Annotated in this window: 21 protein-coding genes; 9 read left to right on the top strand and 12 right to left on the bottom strand. The window is 38.5% G+C overall.

Features of this window, described 5'->3' with window-relative positions:
- Nucleotides 1-38: 38 nt before the first annotated feature.
- The 3 genes from priA to IQ236_RS05075 all read left to right on the top strand — a co-directional run bounded on the left by priA (nt 39) and on the right by IQ236_RS05075 (nt 4,457).
- Nucleotides 39-2,651: a primosomal protein N' gene (priA, locus tag IQ236_RS05085; protein ID WP_193868260.1), complete on the top strand. Its 2,613-nt coding sequence runs from the start codon at nt 39-41 to the stop codon at nt 2,649-2,651.
- 148 nt (nt 2,652-2,799) lie between these two features.
- Nucleotides 2,800-3,189: a type IV pilus biogenesis protein EbsA gene (gene ebsA / locus IQ236_RS05080; protein WP_190515995.1), complete on the top strand. Its 390-nt coding sequence runs from the start codon at nt 2,800-2,802 to the stop codon at nt 3,187-3,189.
- Between the two features lie 176 nt (nt 3,190-3,365).
- Nucleotides 3,366-4,457 carry a phosphotransacetylase family protein gene (locus tag IQ236_RS05075; protein WP_193868259.1) on the top strand — a complete coding sequence of 364 codons (1,092 nt, stop codon included), beginning with the start codon at nt 3,366-3,368 and terminating at the stop codon, nt 4,455-4,457.
- A 104-nt stretch (nt 4,458-4,561) separates the two neighbouring features.
- On the opposite strand, the gene IQ236_RS05070 is transcribed toward IQ236_RS05075, so the two are convergent.
- From IQ236_RS05070 to IQ236_RS05055, 4 genes are all read right to left on the bottom strand, one after another.
- Nucleotides 4,562-4,975, bottom strand: coding sequence for a PIN-like domain-containing protein (locus tag IQ236_RS05070; RefSeq protein ID WP_193868258.1), 414 nt, complete (start codon nt 4,973-4,975; stop codon nt 4,562-4,564).
- The gene (locus IQ236_RS05065; RefSeq protein WP_193868257.1) at nt 4,972-5,679 is read right to left on the bottom strand and encodes a DUF433 domain-containing protein; all 708 of its coding nucleotides are present in this window, start codon (nt 5,677-5,679) and stop codon (nt 4,972-4,974) included. Before IQ236_RS05065 ends, IQ236_RS05070 begins: the two co-directional genes overlap by 4 nt.
- A 107-nt stretch (nt 5,680-5,786) precedes the next feature.
- Entirely contained in the window at nt 5,787-7,487 is a 1,701-nt protein-coding gene (locus tag IQ236_RS05060; RefSeq protein WP_193868256.1) for a tetratricopeptide repeat protein, read from the bottom strand.
- Nucleotides 7,488-7,604: 117 nt separating this feature from the next.
- On the bottom strand, nt 7,605-8,669 hold the full coding sequence (locus IQ236_RS05055) for a class I SAM-dependent methyltransferase (protein ID WP_193868255.1): 1,065 nt from the start codon (nt 8,667-8,669) through the stop codon (nt 7,605-7,607).
- A gap of 271 nt (nt 8,670-8,940) precedes the next feature.
- Between IQ236_RS05055 and tnpB the strand changes: the two genes are divergently transcribed.
- Both tnpB and IQ236_RS05045 read left to right on the top strand, forming a co-directional pair.
- On the top strand, nt 8,941-10,119 hold the full coding sequence (tnpB, locus tag IQ236_RS05050; RefSeq protein WP_228041426.1) for an IS200/IS605 family element RNA-guided endonuclease TnpB: 1,179 nt from the start codon (nt 8,941-8,943) through the stop codon (nt 10,117-10,119).
- Nucleotides 10,120-10,226: 107 nt separating this feature from the next.
- Complete coding sequence (locus IQ236_RS05045; RefSeq protein ID WP_193868254.1) at nt 10,227-10,898, top strand: DUF6629 family protein; 672 nt, start codon at nt 10,227-10,229, stop codon at nt 10,896-10,898.
- 224 nt (nt 10,899-11,122) lie between these two features.
- On the opposite strand, the gene IQ236_RS05040 is transcribed toward IQ236_RS05045, so the two are convergent.
- From IQ236_RS05040 to dnaG, 7 genes are all read right to left on the bottom strand, one after another.
- Nucleotides 11,123-12,082: a 3'(2'),5'-bisphosphate nucleotidase gene (locus tag IQ236_RS05040; protein WP_193868253.1), complete on the bottom strand. Its 960-nt coding sequence runs from the start codon at nt 12,080-12,082 to the stop codon at nt 11,123-11,125.
- A gap of 37 nt (nt 12,083-12,119) precedes the next feature.
- Entirely contained in the window at nt 12,120-12,662 is a 543-nt protein-coding gene (gene rsmD, locus IQ236_RS05035) for a 16S rRNA (guanine(966)-N(2))-methyltransferase RsmD (RefSeq protein ID WP_193868252.1), read from the bottom strand.
- Complete coding sequence (locus tag IQ236_RS05030) at nt 12,659-13,924, bottom strand: RNA-guided endonuclease InsQ/TnpB family protein (protein ID WP_193868251.1); 1,266 nt, start codon at nt 13,922-13,924, stop codon at nt 12,659-12,661. The genes rsmD and IQ236_RS05030 overlap by 4 nt, the downstream gene beginning before the upstream one ends.
- 657 nt (nt 13,925-14,581) lie before the next feature.
- Nucleotides 14,582-15,208: a precorrin-8X methylmutase gene (locus IQ236_RS05025; protein ID WP_190515983.1), complete on the bottom strand. Its 627-nt coding sequence runs from the start codon at nt 15,206-15,208 to the stop codon at nt 14,582-14,584.
- Nucleotides 15,209-15,396: 188 nt separating this feature from the next.
- Entirely contained in the window at nt 15,397-16,200 is an 804-nt protein-coding gene (locus IQ236_RS05020) for a TPM domain-containing protein (protein WP_193868250.1), read from the bottom strand.
- A 274-nt stretch (nt 16,201-16,474) separates the two neighbouring features.
- Nucleotides 16,475-16,702, bottom strand: coding sequence for a hypothetical protein (locus IQ236_RS05015; protein WP_190515979.1), 228 nt, complete (start codon nt 16,700-16,702; stop codon nt 16,475-16,477).
- Nucleotides 16,703-17,274: 572 nt separating this feature from the next.
- Nucleotides 17,275-19,215, bottom strand: coding sequence for a DNA primase (gene dnaG / locus IQ236_RS05010; RefSeq protein ID WP_193868249.1), 1,941 nt, complete (start codon nt 19,213-19,215; stop codon nt 17,275-17,277).
- A gap of 99 nt (nt 19,216-19,314) precedes the next feature.
- Here dnaG and IQ236_RS05005 point away from each other — a divergent pair, with 99 nt between their 5' ends.
- Together IQ236_RS05005 and IQ236_RS05000 are read left to right on the top strand one after the other, a co-directional pair.
- The gene (locus tag IQ236_RS05005) at nt 19,315-19,560 is read left to right on the top strand and encodes a hypothetical protein (RefSeq protein WP_193868248.1); all 246 of its coding nucleotides are present in this window, start codon (nt 19,315-19,317) and stop codon (nt 19,558-19,560) included.
- A complete protein-coding gene (locus tag IQ236_RS05000) occupies nt 19,557-19,973 on the top strand; it encodes a putative toxin-antitoxin system toxin component, PIN family (protein WP_193868247.1) in 417 nt (138 codons plus the stop codon). Before IQ236_RS05005 ends, IQ236_RS05000 begins: the two co-directional genes overlap by 4 nt.
- A 10-nt stretch (nt 19,974-19,983) precedes the next feature.
- Here the strand turns inward: IQ236_RS05000 and IQ236_RS04995 are convergent, their stop codons facing one another.
- Nucleotides 19,984-20,490: a helix-turn-helix transcriptional regulator gene (locus IQ236_RS04995; protein WP_193868246.1), complete on the bottom strand. Its 507-nt coding sequence runs from the start codon at nt 20,488-20,490 to the stop codon at nt 19,984-19,986.
- 295 nt (nt 20,491-20,785) lie between these two features.
- Between IQ236_RS04995 and IQ236_RS04990 the strand changes: the two genes are divergently transcribed.
- Nucleotides 20,786-21,472: a vWA domain-containing protein gene (locus IQ236_RS04990; RefSeq protein WP_193868245.1), complete on the top strand. Its 687-nt coding sequence runs from the start codon at nt 20,786-20,788 to the stop codon at nt 21,470-21,472.
- 118 nt (nt 21,473-21,590) lie between these two features.
- Nucleotides 21,591-23,117, top strand: coding sequence for a PP2C family protein-serine/threonine phosphatase (locus IQ236_RS04985; RefSeq protein ID WP_193868244.1), 1,527 nt, complete (start codon nt 21,591-21,593; stop codon nt 23,115-23,117).
- Nucleotide 23,118 lies beyond the last annotated feature (1 nt).

The raw sequence follows: 23,118 nt of genomic DNA, 5'->3' as shown, positions 1-23,118 counted from the left end.
TCGCCTTTCTCCTTGTTACTACTCAACAAAAACTGCTGATGTCTTCTTTGATTTGTGATCAATCTAAGTTTATTGTTGCTGAACCGGGTGCATCTTACTCTCAAGATAATTCCGGTAATTCTGTTTTGGGTTCAGAACGATTTGTTGAAGTATTGGTAGATATTCCAATTAAAAACTCTAAATTTAATCAAGAAAAAGCAGAAAATCAAGAGGAAAAACAACAAGTTGATCTTAGAGAAAATTACGAAAAAGAATTGGCGGTAGATATACAAGAAGAAAAACTTTATATTTATCGTGTTCCTAGCCATTTGGATGTCCAACCTGGAGATATAGTAAGTGTCTCTTTTAACTCTCAACAGTTGGGGGTAATTGTTATTCGTTACATATCTCAACTTCCTAATTATTTGTCTTCTGATCGCGTTAAAGATATTGATGATATTCTTTGTAAAGAATTCTTTCCTTCAACTTATTGGCAACTATTACAACAGGTTGCAAATTATTATCAAACTTCTCTATTTAAAGTAGTTCGTGTCGCTTTTCCTTGTGGATTATTAGCCAAAAGTAAACGAAGAATTTGTCTAAGTAATTTAGATTCAATTCCTAGGGAACCGCAACTATTTCTCAAAAGTTCAGCATTACATCTTTTAAAAATTTTACAATCTTCTGCGACAGGTAACTATAGTTGGAAATATTTAAAATCAAAAGTTAGAAACGCCGAGCAAGGATTAAAAGATTTATTACAAAGGGGTTGGGTAAAAAGTTATTTAGAGCCACCTGATATAGTTCGTCCAAAACTACAACTGGCTGCAACTGTCGTTGAAGGTTTTATTCCTGTAGATTTAACACCCCTTCAACGCCATATTATTAAAGTGATTAAAGAACAAGGTGGAGAAATTTGGGTCACTCATTTATTGAAAATATGTAATACAGATGCCTCTACTTTACAAAGATTAAGAGAAAAAGGGTGTATTATTATTGCTAACCGAGAGTTTTTACGTCAAGAACAGGGTATTTTTCAAACTCCCGATCAGCCTAAAGTTTTAAATCAATATCAAACGGAATCTTTACAAACCATTAACTCTTTATCCGGTTATGCTCAAGTTTTATTACACGGGGTTACAGGGTCAGGAAAAACCGAAGTTTATTTACAAGCGATCGCACCTATTCTAACTCAAGGGAAATCTGCTTTAGTCTTAGTTCCTGAAATTGGCTTAACCCCCCAATTAACCGACCGATTTCGTGCCCGGTTTGGCGATCAAGTCTTCGTCTATCATAGTGCTCTTTCCGATGGAGAACGTTATGATACCTGGCGTAATATGACCCTCGGTTTACCCCAAATTATCATCGGAACTCGTTCAGCAATATTCGCACCTTTACCGAAATTAGGATTAATTATTTTAGACGAAGAACATGATAGTAGTTTCAAACAAGATCAACCCTCTCCCTGTTATCATGCTCGAAAAGTAGCCCAATGGCGGGCGGAATTAGAAAATTGTCCTTTAATATTAGGATCAGCAACTCCATCCTTAGAAAGTTGGTTAGAAATTAAACATAAAACCCAACAAAATCGGTTTTATTTATCCCTTCCTGAACGTATTCAAGCGCGACCCCTTCCCCCCATTAAAATTGTCGATATGCGCCAAGAATTGCGTCAAGGAAATCGATCTATTTTTAGTTATGATTTACAAACCGCCCTACACCAACTCAAAGAAACTCGTCAACAAGGAATATTATTTATCCATCGTCGAGGACATAGTACCTTTGTTTCCTGTCGCAGTTGTGGTTATGTGATGGAATGTCCCCATTGTGATGTATCCTTAGCGTATCATCATGAACATCCCGATGCGGCCCAACTGTTAAGATGTCATTATTGTAATTATAGTCAACTATATCCCCAACGTTGTCCTGATTGTGACTCTCCCTATTTTAAACATTTTGGCAGTGGAACTCAACGGGTAACAGAAGAATTAAACCGCCTATTTCCTGAGTTCAAATGTATTCGATTTGATAGTGATACCACCTCTCGAAAAAACGCCCATCGTACCCTATTAACTCAATTTGCGAATGGAGAAGCCGATCTATTAGTGGGAACCCAAATGTTAACCAAAGGGTTAGATTTAGCCTCTGTGAGTTTAGTCGGAATTGTATCCGCCGATGGGTTATTACATTTATCAGATTATCGGGCTAGTGAACGCGCCTTTCAAACCTTAGTCCAAGTCGCAGGACGAGCAGGAAGAGGGAATGATCCAGGGCGAGTGATTTTACAAACCTACACCCCCGAACATCCTGTTATTCAAGCGGTACAACGTCATGATTATGAATCCTTTGTCGCCACAGAATTACAACAGCGACAGGAGTTAAATTATCCGCCATTCGGTCGTTTAATTTTATTACGGTTAAGTAGTTTTAATCAGCAAGATGTTGAAGAAACTGCCAAAAAATTAGCAGAATTTTTATTAGAAAATAATCTCAATACTGATTTTGAATTATTAGGCCCTGCTCCGGCTCCTATTCTTCGGGTAGCCAATCGTTATCGCTGGCAAATTTTAATTAAAACGTCTCAAGAATCTTCTATTATTTTACCTAAATTCTCTGAGTTTAATTCCAGTTCTGTTTATATTACCATTGATATTGATCCTTTGCATTTGTAGAGACTTTCTTAAAAAACCTACGATCGCATTAAATTATATAATTAAGGAGCCGTGTGAGGGGAAACTTTCAAGCACGGTTTTCCAGAGGAGTCGCAGCAGTGACTCTCCAACTTAGTTGACCCGCATTTTGCACCGAAGGTGAAATTCTATGACTGATCCCACTGTGGCTTTAACTCAACTCAAAGTCGCCGAGAAACGGGAATATGTAGTTTATATTCCCTACTATGATGAAAAAAAACGTAAATATTTACCTTATTCGATTAGCCTTTATAAAGAAAAAAGTTTAGAAGGCGCTCGTAATATTGATGGCGGAGATGGTATTCCTTTTGTAGCAACTTGGAATGTCTCTTCTTTACCTGCGGATTTAACCCGTTGTCGGGTTCAGTTTGATGGGAATGCCGATCTCAGTTATGAGGTGATCCTGTCCAACCATGAGTTTATTAAGTATTTAATTGAAGTTTTGCAAAATTTTAGTCGGACTCGGACAATTGATTTTTCTCAAGAGTTCTACAAACGGCTCTTGCATTTGGATCATTAACCCCAAAGTTTAAGGAATGGGGTTAAGGATTCACCCTACAATAGAAAAGCTATTGTTCAACTATCTCCATTTCCTTTACAAAGGCTCCTTACTCTAGGATTTGAAGAGTTTAGACCGCTAAAGGAAAATGTCATCATTTGTTGAATTTAATGAGATTAAATTGAGGAGTAAATTGCGTGGCTGAATCTGTCAAGTATATATTAATCGGGTCAACAGAGCCTTACACCGGGAAATCGACAATTGCCTTGGGTATGGCTCATCTGTTTCAGGGTAAAGGCTTAGACATTGCTTATGGTAAACCTTTAGCCACCGATTGGAGTGATGGAGATGAAAAGAACGATGCTGACCTTCAGTTCGTGGCTCAAACGTTAAAATTGTCTGGGGAGCAACTGCGATTCCCTATTTTGACTTTGGATGAAACAACCATTCATCGGCGTTTGCTGGGTGAAGATCAAGCTAACTATAGTCAAGCCCTCATGGCCTATCGACAAAAATCCTCGGCGGATTTAATTTTTCTTGAAGGGCCAAGAACCTTGCAAGAGGGACTGTTATTTGATTTATCTGTACCTCAAATGGCCGAGCAATTGGATACTGGCGTTCTGTTGGTCGCTCGTTTACATTCTCACCTGGCTGTGGATGATTTGCTCTTAGCTCAACAACGTTTAGGCGATCGCTTATTAGGAATTGTTATTAATGATGTTCCCCCGGAAGAACTAGAAATTACAACCACTGAAATGCAGCCGTTTTTGGAAGCGCAGGGAATTCCGGTTTTTGGGGTGATACCGAGAAATCCTATTTTACGCAGTGTAACCGTTAAAGAATTAGTCAAACAGTTGAAGGCGCAGGTACTTTGCTGTAAGGAGCGCTTAGATTTGATGGTCGAAAGTCTCAGTGTCGGGGCGATGAATGTCAGTTCGGCTATGAAGTATTTTGATAAATCTAGCAATATGGCGGTTGTCACCGGAGGCGATCGCACTGATATTCAATTAGCAGCGTTGGAAAAATCTACCCACTGTTTAATCCTCACGGGTCAACTTCCCCCCGCACCGATGGTATTAAGTCGGGCTGAAGATTTAGAAGTTCCGGTTTTATCGGTTGATCTCGATACATTAGCAACGGTAGAAATTATTGATCGCGCGTTTGGTCAAGTTCGCCTTCATGAACCGATTAAAGTGGAATCAGTGAATCAACTGATGAAAAAATATTTTCATCTGGATCGCTTTATTCAACGGTTAGGAATTTCCTTTCCGGTATCCGTGATCAATTAATATGATGAGCAAGGTGGGTGAGGTGATTGTAGGGACGTTGTAAGCAGCGTCTCTACGAAGAAACAATTGATAAATATCTTGTAAAAAGATTGTACTGCTTTTGTTCAGATGTGTTTTCGTAGTTGGACTCGATTTAGCCACATGGAAACTTTAGCAGGTCGATAAATTTTGGCAATAAAAGGAGCTTGATTTCCTTGAGTTATTTTCTCTATTTTATCAATTGCATTAACAAAAATATTAATTACATCTTGACGAGAAAGATTACCTGATACCAGAATAAAAACTCGTGCCTGAGAATGGGCAATTTGTTCAACTTCTAAAATATTTCTACTGATGTTATCATCTTTCGTTAGTACCACCCACCCCTGTTGACTAACAATAGGTAGCCATTCTGTATCAGGAGAATCAGGAGGAAAATGGTCATGATGAAATTCAATTTTAACCCCTAATGATTGTAAGGCATCACCGAGAGATTTTCCTAACGCCCGATCTATAAAATAGGTGTAATGATAGGTCATGCTACCCGCAATTTGGACTCGAATAAAATTGCTGCTTTTATCTGTAAAGGAGTACAGTTATAATCGAAGGCAATTTCTTCTAGGGAGTCCCCTGCATCGTAAAGTTCAGTTACAATTTTTGTAGGAACTCCTGTTTTGGAAATCGTAGGTTTCCCAAAGGAGATATTAGGGTCAATCGTTATTATTTTTTCGGGCGAGTCTTCCCCATAAGCTTCAATAAAAGGGAAGAGTCTAGCAGCAATATTTTCCTCATCCCATTCTATACGGGTAAGAAGATGGTTTAAGACTTGTTTCATGGCTAATTGTCCAGAACGAGACGCATTAATTAAATGTTCTACTTGTTCGATAAAAAGGTCAACTCCATCGCTGCTAAATTTTTTCAGGACTAAGGGATGTTCTGTTTTAAATTGTTCACTGATATAGTCAAGAGCAAGTCTGACTTTATCAAGGGGAATATTATGCACGGTACGAATAACTCTCAAGACGTGAGCTTCTACTAGGTTAGTAAAGGAGAGTTGAGAATAGTTGGGATCTGGACGTTGGATCAGGGGTCTAAAGTCTTTGTGTCCTGTTTTTGTTGGGTAAGAGCGTCCTTTGATCCAAGTTCTTAAAGTCGATACTGGTATATTAAGATATCGGGCAGCATCTACTATTGAATAAATAGGAACATGATAGGGGTATTTTGGGCGGAATATTTTGCTCATTATTAATTTTTAAATAGAAAATGGGAAAATAGTAAAACCCTGATAAAATAAGCGTTATCAGTATCTAGGATATAGAGTTTTAATGCAGAACAAATAATCCCCTCCTATCACTCTTGATTCTGATTATTTTTTAACTTAAAATTCACGCGATTTCGATGGATAACAGCTTCAGCAGAATTAGGTTGCATTTCCAAGGCGACACCATAGGAACGATTTGCATCTTGATAACAATTCATTTGTTCAAAGGTCATTCCTCGACGAATCCAAGCTTGATAATAGTCGGGTTTTCGTTGAATAATTTTGTCATAAACAGTTAACGCATCTTGATAGCGTTGGGCTGATTCTAAGGCTAATCCCCATTGTAAGCAAGTAGAATAGGAATCGGGCCAAATTTTCACCGCTTGCTGAAAGGCTTCTGCGGCTTCTAAATACTTTTCAACCTTTTCTAAAGTTTTTCCTAAATGTACCCAGACTTCAAAATTATCGGGTTGTACCCGAATCACTTTTTTATAAGCAATAATCGCCTCATCATAGCGTTCTAATTTTTCTAACGCTTCCCCCCGTTGTAATCCCGCTTTTGTTGCTAAGGCGGTATCTTCTGTGGTCATTTGTACCACTTTATCGTAGACAATTAACGCTTCTTCAAACCGATCTAATTTTTCTAACGCTTCTCCTCGACAATTCCAAGCATCCAGAAAATCCGGTTGAATTTGCAAGGCATTATCATAGGCAATAATCGCTTCTTGATATTGTCCGAGTTCACACAGGGTTTTGCCTCGACCTAACCAAGCTTCAGGAAAATTAGAGTTTAATTGGGTTGCTTTATCAAAGGATGCGATCGCGGCTTGATATTGTTTTAAATCTAATAAGGCTTGAGCGCGACTAATCCAAATCGCAGCCGCATCAGGATTAATTTGTAAGGCTTGATTTAAACAATTTAAAGCCGCTTGATGGTGTTGATGATGCAGCAACGCCATGCCTTTATAAAACCAAACTTCATAATCCTGGGGTTGCAGTTGAATCACTGTATCATAGGAGGTAATCGCTTCTGCATATCGCCGTAATTTTTGTAAAGCAATTCCTCGATTAAACCAGGCTTGATAACTCTTGGGTTGCAATTGAATTGCTTGTTCATAAGATGCGATCGCATCGGCATATTTCTGTTGACTTAATAACATTTCACCCCGATTAAACCAAGCTTCATAATTAGCAGGCTGTAATTGAATTGCCCGATCATAAGAAGCCACCGCATCACTATAACGTTCTTCATTCATTAAAGCATTGGCTTGATGATACCAAATCGAAGAAACATTCGGTTTAATTTCAATCGCTCGTTTATAAGAAGCTGCCGCTGCTTTATAGTGTAATAATGCTTCTAAAGCTAAACCCCGTTCATACCAAGCTTCAAAATTTTCCGGTTCAATGGTAATTGCTTTATCAAAGGAAGCTACCGCTTCTTCACATCGTTCTAATTTAGCTAAAGCAATACCCCGAAACGTCCAAGCCCAATAATCTTCTGGTTTAATTTTAATCGCCCGATCATAAGACGCTAAGGCATCTTTATAACGTTTTAATTTCCGCAGACTATTTCCCCGTCTTAACCAAGCCGAATACCAATCGGGTTTATAATTTACCGCTTGATCATATCGTTCAAAGGCGAATTCATAGCGTCCTAATTTATAAAATCGATTGCCTTTATTATATTCAGGCCATGCTTTAAAAACCCCTAAAAATCCTAATTTAGAGGCGGGTTGAGTGGGTGGAGGAGAGTCCACAGGAAACAGGGAGGAGGTTAATTCTTCCGACATGGGCTGTTTGACTCCTGACCAATGAGTGCTAATATCTTCTATCCTACGGTGTCAAGTTGATTAAACAATCCCCCCTATTGTAGCCAACGGGGGAATCGAGAAGCGGAAACGGCTGAATTATTTCTTAACCCGACAGAGTAACCAACGCAGAGAGATGGGCGGGTTTTGGATGGGGATAATATCTCGACCCTGTGACCAATGTTCAAACCAATTGGTAGGGGGCCAAGCTTCCGGGGGGAGGTGAGTGCGTTCATATTCATAAACTGACTCATCGGATATTAATTCTAGGGGTAAACTTTTTAACAGCAGATTAATTTCAGGACGGGTAATCAAGTATGACCATTGAATTTGTCCCATTTCCCGAACTTTATTATTGGGTTCATAGTTGTCATGGGTGATAAAGGTATTGAATAAAATTAACCCCCCAGGAACAACTGCATCACAAACTTTTGTTAATAGAGTTTGCACATCCTCTAAGTTGCGAAAATGGGAAATCACCTCTGCAATTAAAGCTAATCGATAATAATTAGCTGGCAAAACTAAAGCCGGGTTGAGAATATTGCTTTGAATCACCCGAATGGGTAAGTTGTTTTCTTTGGCTTCCTTGGCAATAATTTGAGCAAAGTCTGGGGTCAGTTCGACAGCATCTACGGGATGTCCTTTTCGCGCTAAAGGCAGGGTATTACGACCTACACCCGCCCCAATATCTAAAATGGGACTGCGGGGCGGGTGTACGGATAACTCGGACACGACCGCCATTAATTTGGCATCGGGATGTGACCCAAACAACGGCCCTTCACGGGTGGTTAACCAGCGTTGATATTTATTTTCTAAAGAGGCTACTTCCGTTGTCACCGTGATTTTTAATCCACTGGTTAATCCGTGGGTGGGGTTAGGGGGTTCATATTTAAACACTAAACGAGCATGGGGTGAAGCTTGATATCCTTCATTGAGTTTTCGTTCTACAAGCTGACGTAACCCATTTAATTCATCTGAGGTAAAGTTCTGCCCCAATGCGATTAACAAAGCGTTAAACTGACTCATATATTCCTCTAGCAAAGCTGGGGCACAAGGAAGCACCAGTTGTCCTCGTGCAGAAGTCAGTCGTTTCACTTTTAGCAAAAGTGCTTTTTCAATTAGATTTTGATCATTGACTGTAATCGGTTGATTCACGGCTACCACGAATACAATATCCTCTTAATGCTGTATAGTAACTTGCCCTGTTGCTCTAATGTATCGCAAATGGGAGCAAGAAGGGACAAAAATCACTCATCGAATCGTTGGTGTCTGGATGAATTGCGGGACATTAAAAAATAATAATATTCTGCTTAGTTTGGACGCTCTTGTTCGGTGAATATAAGATTTGAGTTTTTCAAGTCTTATATTCACCACAGCTAGAAACATATCCGCCGTTAAATTATATTATCTTAGTAGAAAGTCTATCATAGTTATTATGTTCACCGCTTTAAAAGTCCGATTGTATCCCACAGAAGAACAGCGTATCCAACTCTCCAAAGAGTTTGGGTGCGCTCGATTCGTGTACAATCACTTTTTGGCGGAGTGGAAGAATACTTATCAAAACACAGGTCAGGGGTTAAGTTATGTCAAATGCGCCAATCAATTACCCGGACTCAAACAGGAAAAACCTTGGTTAACTGAAGTAGCAAGTCAAGTTCTTCAACAATCCCTAAAGAATTTAGATAAAGCTTTTAAAAACTACTTTCAAGGAATCGGGAAGCATCCTAGATTTAAGTCAAAACATCGTAAACAATCCGTAACCTATCCCCAGGCATTTAAGCTAACCCAATCAACAATTAAACTTCCTAAGTTAGGTGAAGTTAAAGTTAAATTTCACCGACCTATCAAAGGAAAAGTGAAATCAATTACCGTCTCTATGACGCCTGGTGGTCAGTATTTTGCTTCCTTGAGAATTGAGATAGCTGGAGAATACCCAGAAACCTCAACCCAGGGAAAAGTAATTGGTATTGATTTAGGCTTAGATTCGCTAATTGTAACTTCCGATGGGGAGAAAATTAAACCTCCCAAATTCTATCGGAAGTATGAACGGAAACTAGCTAAATACCAAAAACGCCTCTCTCGAAAACTCAAAGGCAGTCAAAACCGGAAAAAAGCTAGGATTAAAGTCGCTAAAGTTCACAATAAAATTGCTAATTGTCGATCAGATTCTCATCATAAACTTTCCCGCAAGTTAGTAGACGAAAATCAAGTCATCGTGTTTGAGGATCTGAATATTAAAGGCATGAGTAAGAACCATTGTTTAGCTAAATCAATAACGGATGCTGCTTGGGGAATGTTACAAACATTAACTGAGTATAAAGCCCAAGAACAAGGCAAGGTTGTTGTTTTTGTAGATCGAGGGTTTCCCAGTTCTAAAACCTGTAATTGTTGTGGGCATAAAATGAAGTCTATGCCCTTACAAATCAGAATTTGGGAATGCCCGAAATGCGGAAAGCTGCATGATCGAGATATCAATGCAGCGTGTAATTTGCGGGACTATTTTTTAGCGTCAGGAAGTGGCGTTTTAGCCTCTGGAGATGAAGTAAGACCAATCTCAAACTTGGTTTTGGGGGAGGCATTTGTCCGCGAAGGAGGAAGCCCACGCCATAAGTGAAACGTTGGCATTGGTACTTCACCAGGAAAAGCAGAGAAATCAACAGACTTGTTAACGATGTCTTCAAAAAATCTACGGTTTTAAGAACTTAGGAGTCTAATATTTTTATGTGCTTTTCAGCAACGGCAAGTTTTACCGCCAGTTTATCCTTATCGGTGTTAGGAATTGCGACACTAACACAAACGACCTCAAAAAATCAGCTTTTATTAGCTTCTTTTCCGTTATTATTTGCAACTCAGCAATTTCTGGAGGGAATGGTCTGGTTAAATTTGGATCATCAATCATCTCTTCTATATTCTATAGGAGCCTATGGTTTTTTAGGCTTTGCTACAGGACTTTGGTTAATTTTATGCCCGCTTTCTGTGTATTTATTAGAAAAAGATCCCCTTCGCCAAAAAGTAATTTTAACGTTGACAATCATCGGATTAGGTTTAGGAATTTATCTTCTGAGTTGTGTAATTCGAGAAGAAGTTTTGGCTACTAATTATTCAGGCAATTTATTGTATCATCTTAATTTAAGATATGATTTTAAGTTTATCTCTTTTTATGAGATTTGTAAATATTTGTATTTGCTAGTGATCAGTCTTCCCTTTTTGATCTCAAGCCAACGGTTATTAATGCGATTTGGCATTTTGCTTATTCTTTCTTTTATTTTGGCGGATAGCTTTTATCAAACTACTTTTATTTCAGTGTGGTGTTTCTTTGCCGCCGCTCTTAGTAGTAGTTTATGGGTTATCTTTCTTGACTGGAAAACATATAGCCCAGAACTTAAAAATTAAGACAATACTGACAGTTTTTTTGCCTCATTTTACAAAATTTGGGAGTCAAATTGAGTCGCCAATTTTGTAAAATGAAAACCCCCTGCTTTTTAAGGGGGATTTAGGGACATCTGATCAAAGCTGTAATCAGGGCTTTTTGGCGTTAAGTTAACACGGATGGATCTCCTCGCCCTAAAACGATCTTAATTCTATCCTAGGTTTAATCCTGATTAACTCGGAGAAATTTATTGAGTCAATACCGATAAAACCGTATCATGAATAATGCCATTACTAACCAAAATACCCCGATTATCTAACATCTTCGGATTAGAGGCAAAATCTAAAGGTTTACCAAACATATCACTAACTCGTCCTCCCGCTTCTTCAACAACAATTGCTCCCGCCGCATGATCCCAAATATTCTCTCGATAATTAGGAGTTTTAGGAGAAGGAAGTCGCAAATATAACGCCGCTTTTCCAGAAGCAACCGCCCCATATTTGGCCTGAGAATCCATTTTAATCGCCGGAGCAATAATTCCTACTGCTTTTGCTACAGCATCCTGACGATCAATATCTCCATGACTGGCTTCAACACTGCCCACAAACCGAAGATTTTCTACATCATTTGCCTGCACAACTTGAATCGGAATTTCTTCACCCGTTGCCCAAATTATCATCGTTGCGCCTTGTCCTCGCACCGCCACAAATAAAGCTCCCGGTTCATGATTTTCCACCGGATAAGCCGGACATCCCATCACCCCAACTTTAACTTCCCCATCTTCAATTAAAGCTAAAGCAATGGCATATTGATCTTGTCTTAAAAATCCTTTTGTGCCATCAATGGGATCTAATGTCCAAAAGCGATTTCCAACTTTTCCATTCCCTTTATTAATCCAATCTGTAACTTGTTCTGAGGTGGCATCAGGAATGATTTCCTGTACATATTGGGTAATTTTTGCTAAATTTTCTGCCATTTCTGGAGTTTGCAATTCCGTTGCATCTTCTTCCCCGACAACGGGATCATTGGGAAAGACTTCTGCTAGGGCTTTACAAATAATGGCTTGAGAACCATAATCAGCAACTGTCACCGGACTTTTATCACTTTTCTCCATCGCAGGCGGGATACTGCGGCGCACTTTTTCACATAGTTTTCCAGCCGCTAATGTCGCTGCAATTGCAATTTGCTTTTCTTGTTCGTAAGACATAAAAACTCCAATTAGAGGGCATTTATTCCTGATTCTATTATTTTAAACAATAAAACGTTAAAGCACAATTTCCATAGATTTTTTCTCGACAAATTTCTAACCCCGTAATCGGTTGAATTTGCCAACGATGGGGATGATGCTCAACGGCAATTTCTCCCTCCGCAGACAGAAGTTGATATTGGGCGATCGCGTCTAAGGTGGGTTGATAAAGATTACTATCATAGGGTGGATCAAAATAAATACAATCAAATTGTTGCCCAGATAAAGTTTTTAACTTTCCTAAAATATCTCCTCGAATGACTTGAAACTGTTGGGAAGAATCGGCAATTTTTTGCCAATTTTCTTGAATCACTTGACAGGCTTTTCTATGTTGTTCTATCCCAATCACAACTGATGCTCCTCGGCCTAATGCTTCGGCTCCCATTGAACCACTACCCGTACATAAATCTAACCAGCGACAGCCTTCTATTTGACCCTGCCAAATATTAAAAACTGCTTCTCTTACCCGTGCTAATGTGGGGCGTGTTTCTTCCCCTGGTAAAGTTTTAATTAAGCGATTTCCAGAAATTCTTAAACTCAAAAATAAAGTCCTCCACTGATTGACACTCCCCGCTCTGAAGAGACGGGGATTCTACATTCTACGTCAGAATTTGCTCGCTTCTGGTTTTCACCAACCAGAGTAGAGACTCCAACTCCTGTAGCGTTACTTCGGGATTGCCCATCCCTAGCTTGCTTTGCCAGATTGAGAATGTTTTTTGCAGCGTTTGTGTCTCTATGTAGTTCGCATCCACAATTACAAACATGGGTGCGAGTTGATAGAGATTTTTTCACAATCACCCCACAATTAGAGCATTTTTGCGAAGTGAAATGGGGTGCAACTGGTATTGCTAATTTATCAAATTTAGCTGCAAAATATTCTATCCATTGCCGGAACAAATACCAACTAGCGTCGCTAATTGATTTAGCTAAACAGTGGTTTTTAACCAGATTTCTAACACTTAAATCTTCGTAGGCTACTACATCGTTTGATGTGCATACGTTACGCGCAATTCGTTTTGCGTGTTCATTCCGTTGTACAGACGCGCCATGGCGCGTCTCTACTTTTAAATGTTTTTTAGCGTAAACCTTTCTAGCTTTGCGTCTACCCGATGAACCCTTAACTTTCTTATAAATTCGTCTTTGAGATTTTTTGATGGATTGTTCTGTCTTTCTTAGAAACTTAGGATTTGGTTCTTGATACCCATTGGAGTCTGTGTAAAATGACTCAATGCCAACATCTAATCCAATTTCATTCCCGGTTTTAGGTTGAACATCGGTGATGGTAATATTCAAACAGAATTGGGCGTAATAACCGTCAGCACGACGAATCAATCGCACCCGTTTGATGTCTTTAAGATTGTAGGTATGGATATCCCATTTCCCCAGTAATTTAAGTTTACCAATCCCGTTTTTATCGGTAAAGGTAACTTGCCTTTTAGTTGGGTGTAACTTCCATCCTGTTGTTTTATATTCAACGGAACGGCAGTCTTTTTGAAATTTTGGATATCCTTTTTTGCCAGAAACCTTTTTCTTGCAATTGTCGTAAAAACGACTAATGGCAGTCCATCCCCGCTCTGCTGCGGATTGGACTGCCATTGAATTTAGGTTATCAACAAAAGAGAATTCTTTCCTGAGAGTTGTGGAATATTTGTTTAAGGCAAACTTGTCGATTTTCAACTCTCTGGAATTATCCATCCAGTATCTAATCGCTTTATTACGGACAAACTGAGTTGTACGAATGGCTTTATCAATCGCTTTGTATTGCTCAATCTTGCCTTTAACTTTGTATTCTAAAACTATCATAGAAATCTCTTGCTTTCGACCTACCTTATACTAACATAGATTACTATAATATTCACTGGGGTTAAAACCCCTGAGTCGTTTTTCATCTCAGGTCTGTTGGCGTAGCCTGCCGTAAGGCATAGACGCGCTCGTTTTCAAACTCCCATCTTGGTCTTATAAAATCGGAGAGTCTACCTTCAAACTATGTTTTAACCGCCCGGTGTGATGAAGACCCCAAAAATAGCTGTTTTTTAACCTAAAATTATTAACTAACCTAATATATCTAGTTAAATAATTTTGAATTTCAAAACAATCGTGGGTTTACAATTCTTAATAAAAGCAAAATTAATGAGAATTATTTTTATTAAGGGGACGACTTGACAAGGTTTGGAGCAAATGTTAGCATTTTAGTAGATAGACTAAATTGTTATTCTTGTATCTTAGCTCCAAAAAATCAGCCCGAACAGCTATTCTATCGTTAAAAATTAATTCAAGCCTGCAAAAATCCCCTAAAATCAACTAACCTCGCGCACAACTTCAATTCCCCCCTTAGCGACCCCTCCTTGACAAAAAAGCAAAAATGTGATAACAAACTCGAAAGTTATCGGACTGACAGGGAAGGAGTTAGAAGTCAGAACTTGAATTTTCCCCTATCTTATCCCAACAGTCCAAACCCATCTAACTACCATTACCTTCTCGACCATAGGCTTGCCAAGCCAGATCAACTAAGGCATCAACTAACGCCACCGCCACAACTGCACTACCCTTGCGTCCGTCAATACGAACATGGGGAACCATCGAATCATTTAAACGGGACTTAGCGACATCAGCCCCGACAAAACCTGAAGGAGTCGCAATCACTAAAGCCGGTTTAATCTCATCCGCTTCAATTAAATCGACAATGGCAGAAAGGGCTGTTTGTTCTTGACCAATAACAAAAATCGCTTCAGGATAGCGCTTTGCTAAGGTTTCAATTCCCCAAGCCGAGCGGGTTTTTTCCCGTTGGGGTCGCGTTACCGCCTCCATCGAACAATAAACCGGATTAGCAAAGGTCGAAAGAATGCGGGGAGTAATCCCCACCTGTACCATGGGCACATCAACGACAATCGTTGTCCGAGCCGCTAAAGCCGCCGCCCCCCCTTGTAACGCTTGGTCAGAAAAACGAACTAAACTTTTATATTCAAAATCCGCCGTCGCATAAATCACCCGACGAACAATTTCGTATTCGGCTGGCGAAAATACATGATCGCCAATTTCGTCATCAATAATTCCTAAACTCTGGGCATCGGTAATATGCCATTCCATTGTGACTCGCCGATTGTTAGCTTCTTCAGTTCTGTGGCTAAGGAAAATTGACTTAGCACAACCAGATTACAACTTATTCAGTGTATCAGGTTGTTGGCGTTGTGACGAGAACAGAGTGTAGGAGTAAGGTCGTTGCCAGCGTCCGCGCACCTTGACAATCAACCGTCAACCGCCAACGGTCAACAGTCTTAAGCTTCTGGGGAGGAGGAGTGATTGAACACCGGAGTGAGATAAGCCACTAAGAAACCAATCAGGAAGCCAGAAATATTGCGAACAAGGGGAAGCCATTCCTGGGTACGAGAAACAACAGGGCCAATTCCAAAGGCAATGAATAAAATCCCCCACAAAGGAGAGAAAATTAACGCCCATTGCCATGCAATCAATTGTCCAGGTTTGCGGGGAATACTAGCAACACCACAAATGATTCCACCCAGAGCAGAGGTAATTAAGGTTAAAATCCACTGTTCTTGAGGCAGTCCGGGAACCACTCGACAGCCACCTTGAACTAAACAGCCTTGAATCGTATCAATGGATTGGAGTACCGATTGGTCTTCTCCATTTTCTCGAATAAAATATTGATTTCCGAAGCGCGTTTGTAATTCTACCCAAAATGTCCGAGACAGAAACGGGTAAACCTGACGACCGACACTAAAGTTAAGAATATTCCCACCCCGTTCATCGGCGACTAATAAAACGCTTTTATCATCCAGTCCCCAATAGTCTTTAACGGCGCGACCTGGGGTTTGGTCAAATTGAGTTAAGACTCTGAGTTTCCATCCCGTTTGGGTTTCAAACTCTTCTATATCTTTTGCTAATAGGTTTTCCTGAACGTCGGTCAGAATTCCGGCGAGGTCAATGACGGGGGTTTGAATTTTAGGAAGTAAATCAGGATTATTAAACGCATGAGCAACGGGTGCAAATGCCCAAGTCGAAAGCACTAGAGCAAATACAGCAAGAGAGAGAAGCAATCTGTGCAGCCAATTCTGTTGCATGGAAGTTCCTATCAATGTCTATAAATGTAAGCAATATGGGTTTTTTGTTAACCCGGAGATCATCCGACTCTCATATTTCTTTACAATTTTTAACTTTATCACAAAATCGGCAATCAGGATTACAGTTTCTGCGGTTGTCATACCGTTCAAAGCCCTACTCCTAGGAGATTGAAACAAAAAACAGTAGAGATATTGAGTTGAAACTTCCTATCTCTACTGGGGGGATGAGGGTTATTAGAATTTGTTCCAGTGATGCCGGGGCTGATCTTTAATATTAATCTCGTGGAGGTCTACCCGTATCTTGAATGATTTCCTGACCTTCCTCTCTAGCTTGGGGACACAGAGAAGGTAAAAGCTGTTGTTGGGATGTAGTATTCAGAATAGGACAGGGAGACTCTACAGAAAAACTCGACGGAATAAACTCCGAAGCTTTCGCTGGCGTAGAGGTTATCATTGATAACAGGGTTACGGTTAAAATTAGCAGACTTTTGTGTAACATCATTGACTCCTTCTGGGACGATTAAAGTGTTAATCCGCCTTGTAAACCCGTGAATTATTGAACTCAAATAAGGGTTTCAGTCAACTTAAAAGGTTTAAATTAGAGGGGGGGTATTGGCGGATTTAATTGCGATTAGATAGTGGATAGCGGATGGGTGTAATTAAGGGGAAATTTTCAAATTAATGAATAATAAAACTTTCCAAGGTGAACACTCTACTTTACAATTTCATTGGCGTTTATCAGGAATAGTTGCCATTTATGAGTAGGTTCTTATCATAGATTCATTTTATTTATATTTCAGTCAACTTTTCCCTCTGTATTTCCCTAGGATAGTTCGCTATTTTGGGGAATTCGAGTCTAGTTATTTTACTTTCTCTAGCGTTACTTAGGGTTGCTATATTACATTTATACTACTTAATAAAGTTCTGTAGGGGTAGTGTCGTTCAAAACCCAGGCGCAAAGAGGGCTTGGAAGGACACCACCCCTACGATAAAATATTACAACCTCGGCGGCGATTGCTATATATGATGTTTCAATCAAAAAATTGGCACATTTAAAGGAAAAATCTCTAATCTTTAATTAAAATTAATTCCCCCTAAAGGAACAGAAATCAAATCATCAAATTGAGTATCCCGAATTCGTTTTAATTCCCACATCCATTTCGTTTCAGCATCAATTTGTTGATAATATTTTTGAGCTAAATTTTGCTCTTTTCCCACATCTGTTTCTTGCCATAATTTTAATGCCATATCTCGCCTTTTTTGACAAATAACTGTTTCAATAGAAGCCACGGAACTGCGAATCACTAAGCGGGCGCGACGGATATCAATTTCTGTATGTTCATCTAAATAAAAGAGATGATAAAATTGTTTTGTTGGTTGATTTTCTTGTAAACAAACTTGTTGTAACTCCAGAATTAAATCAACGGGATCTAAATCTTTTTTAGCTATTTCTTCAATTTTAGTAATTTCTCGCCAGAGAAACCGATGATGGGCTAAACTAAATTGTAAATCTCTGGCTTCTAAGGCATCCTGAATGGTCAGTCGATATTCAGGACAATGTAAATAAATTCTCAGGAGTTTAACTTCTGCTTCTTCTAATAAACTGCGTTCAGAATTAAGAGTTAGTAAATCAGAAGCTACTTTTTGTTTTTCATGATCTGAATAAGGTTTATTAACTTGAGTTTGTAAATTTTTAGCGAATAAAGGAACTAATCGAGATTGTCCTTGACTGAGAAGTTCAGCACAGTATTGAATATAGTGAGTCCGTTGTATGCCGTTGTCAATTTTTCTTAATAATTCTACCATGACTTTTGAAACTTGTTGCGACTGGGCAACGGTTTCCAAGTTTTTTCCGATTAATAATCGTTGAATTTGCCACTCAATCCATGAGGGAGAATTTAAGACTAATTTTTGATAATCTTCGGCAGAATTATGGATTAAAAATTCATCAGGATCTTTCCCAGAGGGAATATTTAAAATCCGTAAATTAATATAGCCTTGATAAGCCAGATCTTCAATTTCTCCGATGGCACGTTCTGCGGCTTTATTTCCCGCAGCATCCGCATCAAAATTGAGAATAATTTGTTTAGATTCTGTATAACGAACTAACTGCCGAACTTGATTTAAACTTAAAGCAGTTCCTAAAGAAGCTACAACATTCTCAATTCCAGCCGTATGTAAAGCGATCGCATCAAAATATCCCTCAACAACAATCGCCAAATCCTGTTTACTAATCGCATTTTTCGCTTTATCTAAGGCAAATAACGTTTTACCTTTATCAAATAATTCAGTTTCGGGAGAATTTAAGTATTTGGGAAGTTCATCCCCTAAACTTCGACCTCCAAATCCAATCACTCGCCCTTGACTATCCTGAATGGGAATCATTAACCGATCTCTAAACCGATCATAATAGCCATTTCCAGTTTTTCGCGGTACAATTAACCCGGCTTGTTCCACTAATTCTGCGGGAAAATGTTTCTGTTCAACCAGATAATCATACAGGGTTTCCCATCCTTGGGGGGCGTATCCTAACTGAAAATATTGAATCGTATCTTCTTTAATCTGACGTTTTAATTTTAAATAATCTAAAGCTTGTAATCCTTCTGATTGTCTTAAAGCGTGTTGATAAAAACTTGTTGCGATCGCTAAAATCTCATATAATTGTTCTCGTAAAGAAATCTGTCTTTGTAATTCCTGACGTTTTTCAGGTTCTAAGGTTTTTACCGGAATTTGATAGCGTTTAGCTAACTCTAAAACCACATCACTAAAGGAACGTTTCTCTAAATCCATGATAAATTTTAGGGCATTTCCCGCCGCCCCACATCCAAAACAATAAAACATTTGTTTCGTGGGACTAACGGTAAAACTAGGGGTTTTTTCATCATGAAAGGGACACAACCCCACAAAATCTTTCCCCCGTCGTTTCAAGACCACTTTCTCGGATACGACATCATAAATATCAGCACGTTCTTTAACGTCCTCTATGGTATCGGGATGAATTCGGGGAGTCAGCATTGGGGATTAAACTAGAATTGTAAATCTTTATTTTGCCATAAAATGTCCTAAAAAATGTTATAATAACCTTAGATTGTATAACCACACATACATGAACCCATGCCAATTTTATCTTTAAGCAATGATCAAGTCATTGAATTAATTAAACAATTACCTCGAACTCAACAAGAGGAGTTAGTAATATTCTTACTAACTAAACCTTGGTATTCTTGGGAGCAATTAACTCATGATAGCACCGATAAAGCTCGGTTGGCAGCCACAAAACGGGGACGTAACTGGGATTTAATGACCGAAGATGAACGGGAAATATTTATTGATGAAATACTCCATGAGGATGAACTGTGATTCCGATAGTTGTTTTCGATACTAATATTTTAATTTCAGCCGTTCTTTCTCCTATAAGTAAACCTTTTCAATGCACGGCATTAGCCAAAAGAGGGCTAGTTAAATCTATTACTTGTCAAGATATTTTAGATGAATTTTATGAAAAATTAGTGGTTAAGTTTGAATATGAGTCTGAGCGTGCTGAAGCTCTTGTTCAAGAAGTTTTACAATACTCTACAATGATAGAAATTAGTAACCAATTGAAAATCATTGAGGCTGATCCTGATGACGATATGGTTTTAGAGTGCGCTGTTAATGGGAATGCTACCTACATTGTTACAGGTGACAAGCATCTTTTATCATTAAATGATTATCAAAATATAAAAATTATGAAAGCGACTGATTTTCTGGATTTAACAATTAAGTTTTTATAATATTCAACTGTTAATTAACTAAATTTTCGGCAATTATTGAATTTTCTGTAATCTCCGAATATTTTTGTGATTCTGAAGTGGCGGATGTTGTAGGGATTTTTAAACTAAAAACAACAACTAACTGATGATTTTCAATATGAATATTATTAACATTAACAACACTTTTTTCAGTCAGCAAACTATCAACGGGAATCTCAGGGGGTGTCTGTCGTTTATATCCGGCTTCTTCTAACCATTCCGTTACTTCTCGCCAACTTTCAATCCGAGCATCTAACTTATCTACCAAACTTTTCACATATCGATATAACGTCACACAGAGGTCAGTTTTCACACCTTTAACGTTCTTTCCCAGTTGTTCGGCAATTTCCGCCGGACTAAACCCAGACAACAACCCCCGCAAATGCAGCTTTTCCATCGGTGTCAGGCGTTTTCCCTTAGCAGAGGCGAGGTCAGTATAAAGCGTGTCCAAGTCCCAATGGAGTGCAGCCTGGTTGAACTGTTGATCAAGGGAAGTCATGATGTCGCGTCCTCAATATCCTGTTTTTATCCTAACATAACTCCTGTTTAAATGCAGGGAGCAAACAGGATTAATCATTTTATACTAAGTAAAGCTCAAGCCTAGCTTATCTCTAACTCGCTACGACTCACTAAAGCCTATTGATCTGGATTAGCGTTGTTTCATCATCTCCCGATGACAACAAAACCCAGGTTAAAAAATTTTTTGAGGAATTTGCGTAAAGTTTGCAAGTCAAGCCAATAGATATTTAAGTCAAATCTAATTATTCACCAGCGTCGGGAGGTTAAAACCCAGTATGGCACAGGAAGCAGGGGACAAATATGTCAAGTATGCTGTTGATTTAGTCATGTGCATTGATGGTACAGGTTCAATGGGTCACTTGATTGATGAAGTCAAGTCTACAGCCCTCAACTTCTATCCCAAGCTCGAAGCGAAGATGGAGACTAAACAGAAAAAAATTGATCAACTTAGGGCTAAAGTCATTGTATTTCGGGATTACTGGGCTGATGCACCTGATCAAGCAATGGTAGAGTCTAAGTTCTTTAATCTTCGTACAGAAAATTCTGAATTTGCTGGTTTTGTTTCTAAAATCCAAGCACAAGGAGGTGGGGACGAACCCGAAAATGGCTTAGAAGGTTTGGATTTAGCGTTAAGATCCAAATGGGAAAAAGCCCAAGATTTTGCTAAACAACGCTATGTCGTTATTGTTTATACTGATGCGAGCGCCCATAGTTTAGAAAAAAGCCCTAAACCTGCCCATTATCCTAAAGAAATTTCTTCATCTTTAGATGATCTCACCGATTATTGGTCTGAAATGTCAAGCCCTGCTAAACGATTACTATTGTTTACTCCTGATGCTTCTCCTTGGACAATGATTGCTAGTAGTTGGGATAACACGATACATTTTGCATCTAAAGCAGGTAAAGGATTAGAAGAATTTGAAATGGATGAAATTTTAGATGTTATTGCTAATAGCGTTTAAATGGTCTTGAAAAATCAAGAAAATCTTCAGAGTCAAAATATGAGGATTTTCTTGATTTAATCGAATTTCTAATTGCTCTAATTTAGATCGATAAACTTCTATTGCGCTTGACTAAGCTATGAACTCGTTTTGCATAACTGTCAATATAGAAATTGCCACTGGCAAAGGTGAGGATGCTCATCTATTTAGTGCTGATGATTATCCTGATGTTATAGTCATCGGAGTTTTTGATGGCTTAGGAGGGCGTTCAGCAGGTTATGATGGGCAAACTGGCGGAAAAATTGCTTCCCAAAAAGCTTCAGAAACAGTCGGAGCTTTTTTAGATCAATGGTATGGACAACTAAATGCTGAAATCGTTAAAGCACTCAAAGAGAAAGTTTATAACACTTTAAAAGAAGCAGCTGATGCCCATATTAAGCCCTCTCGTCTTGGAGGATCTTTAGCAGGTAAACGCTTGTGTACAACGATGGCACTGGCGAGTATTCCAAAATCAATTGAAGGGTCAACAAAATATCACGTTAGTTTAGCTTGGATTGGAGATTCACGGTTATACTTCTTAAGTCCAGAAGCCGGTTTACAGCAACTAACTCACGATGATTTAGAAGTAAAAAAAGATGCGTTTGAAATGATTCGAGAAGATCCGCCTATGTCTCAATATTTAAGTGCAGATATGAAGGACGACTGGCAGATTCATTTTAAATTACAAGAATTGGATAAACCCGGATGTATTCTGGCTTGTACTGACGGATGCTTTCAATATTTACCTGCACCTTGGGAGTTTGAAAAGTTATTGTTAAATACCTTAAATCAATCGGAGAATGTTAAACAATGGGAAGATTCATTAAATCAACAATATCAAGACATTAAACAGGATGATGTATCTCTTATTCTTTACCCCATCGGCTATGAAGATTTTGAAAATTTGAAGCAATCCTACAAAGACCGTCAGGCTTATTTACAAGATAATTTTGATTGTAAAAATACAAATATTGGGGCATTAAATCCATTATGGGAAAAATACCGAGAAACTTATGAACAATATTTATATTCAGTTGAAAAACTGGAACTAGCTCAATCTAGTGTAGAAATTAATAGAGATTCTGTTCCAACTCAAGAAATAATTTCTGAACCTTCTTACGAGAATGATTCTACTATAGATCATGGAGGACAAGAACTTATAGAAGATCATAACAAATATGAATCTGATCAAGTTGAATATAATTTGATTAAATCTTATTTAATACTCGCTCAAATCTATTTGGAAAACAATGATTTTCAAGAAGCTATTAAAAAGTTCTTAGAAAATTTATACCCACTGCTGAAACCTGAAAATTTGAATTCTCTAGGTCAAGAAAATATCCAGAAAATTCAAGATTTAGAATTGCTATTAGAACAATGTTTACAGAGTGGATCAAACAAAGAATATTTGGATTCTGATCTAAGAACAAGTTTTAAATTTTTTATCGCATGGATTAATTACCTATGTAATAACTTAGACAAAGCTAGGGATTATTGCAAGGAAGCAAGTCAATATTATCAACTTCGAGTGAGTCCTACAGCAAATGACAATGAAAAATACAAGAAAACATTAGAATTACTTCAAAAAATTGACAATTTAACGCAAATTTCAGAAGGAGAAAACTAAA

The sequence above is a fragment of the Planktothrix mougeotii LEGE 06226 genome (genome assembly GCF_015207485.1).
Classification (GTDB): Bacteria; Cyanobacteriota; Cyanobacteriia; order Cyanobacteriales; family Microcoleaceae; genus Planktothrix.
The sequence above is the reverse complement of the archived record's forward strand: the minus strand, read 5'-3'. Positions and strand labels throughout refer to the sequence as shown.

What these genes read in the sequence shown, in the direction of transcription:
- IQ236_RS05015 (WP_190515979.1), bottom strand. Translation starts at nt 16,702, where the DNA reads ATGATGTTACACAAAAGTCTGCTAATTTTAACCGTAACCCTGTTATCA.
- IQ236_RS04990 (WP_193868245.1), top strand. Translation starts at nt 20,786, where the DNA reads ATGGCACAGGAAGCAGGGGACAAATATGTCAAGTATGCTGTTGATTTA.
- tnpB (WP_228041426.1), top strand. Translation starts at nt 8,941, where the DNA reads ATGTTCACCGCTTTAAAAGTCCGATTGTATCCCACAGAAGAACAGCGT.
- IQ236_RS05025 (WP_190515983.1), bottom strand. Translation starts at nt 15,208, where the DNA reads ATGGAATGGCATATTACCGATGCCCAGAGTTTAGGAATTATTGATGAC.
- IQ236_RS05040 (WP_193868253.1), bottom strand. Translation starts at nt 12,082, where the DNA reads ATGTCTTACGAACAAGAAAAGCAAATTGCAATTGCAGCGACATTAGCG.
- IQ236_RS05045 (WP_193868254.1), top strand. Translation starts at nt 10,227, where the DNA reads ATGTGCTTTTCAGCAACGGCAAGTTTTACCGCCAGTTTATCCTTATCG.
- IQ236_RS04995 (WP_193868246.1), bottom strand. Translation starts at nt 20,490, where the DNA reads ATGACTTCCCTTGATCAACAGTTCAACCAGGCTGCACTCCATTGGGAC.
- priA (WP_193868260.1), top strand. Translation starts at nt 39, where the DNA reads ATGTCTTCTTTGATTTGTGATCAATCTAAGTTTATTGTTGCTGAACCG.
- dnaG (WP_193868249.1), bottom strand. Translation starts at nt 19,215, where the DNA reads ATGCTGACTCCCCGAATTCATCCCGATACCATAGAGGACGTTAAAGAA.
- IQ236_RS05030 (WP_193868251.1), bottom strand. Translation starts at nt 13,924, where the DNA reads ATGATAGTTTTAGAATACAAAGTTAAAGGCAAGATTGAGCAATACAAA.
- IQ236_RS05065 (WP_193868257.1), bottom strand. Translation starts at nt 5,679, where the DNA reads ATGAGCAAAATATTCCGCCCAAAATACCCCTATCATGTTCCTATTTAT.
- IQ236_RS05070 (WP_193868258.1), bottom strand. Translation starts at nt 4,975, where the DNA reads ATGACCTATCATTACACCTATTTTATAGATCGGGCGTTAGGAAAATCT.
- IQ236_RS05060 (WP_193868256.1), bottom strand. Translation starts at nt 7,487, where the DNA reads ATGTCGGAAGAATTAACCTCCTCCCTGTTTCCTGTGGACTCTCCTCCA.
- IQ236_RS04985 (WP_193868244.1), top strand. Translation starts at nt 21,591, where the DNA reads ATGAACTCGTTTTGCATAACTGTCAATATAGAAATTGCCACTGGCAAA.
- IQ236_RS05020 (WP_193868250.1), bottom strand. Translation starts at nt 16,200, where the DNA reads ATGCAACAGAATTGGCTGCACAGATTGCTTCTCTCTCTTGCTGTATTT.
- ebsA (WP_190515995.1), top strand. Translation starts at nt 2,800, where the DNA reads ATGACTGATCCCACTGTGGCTTTAACTCAACTCAAAGTCGCCGAGAAA.
- IQ236_RS05005 (WP_193868248.1), top strand. Translation starts at nt 19,315, where the DNA reads ATGCCAATTTTATCTTTAAGCAATGATCAAGTCATTGAATTAATTAAA.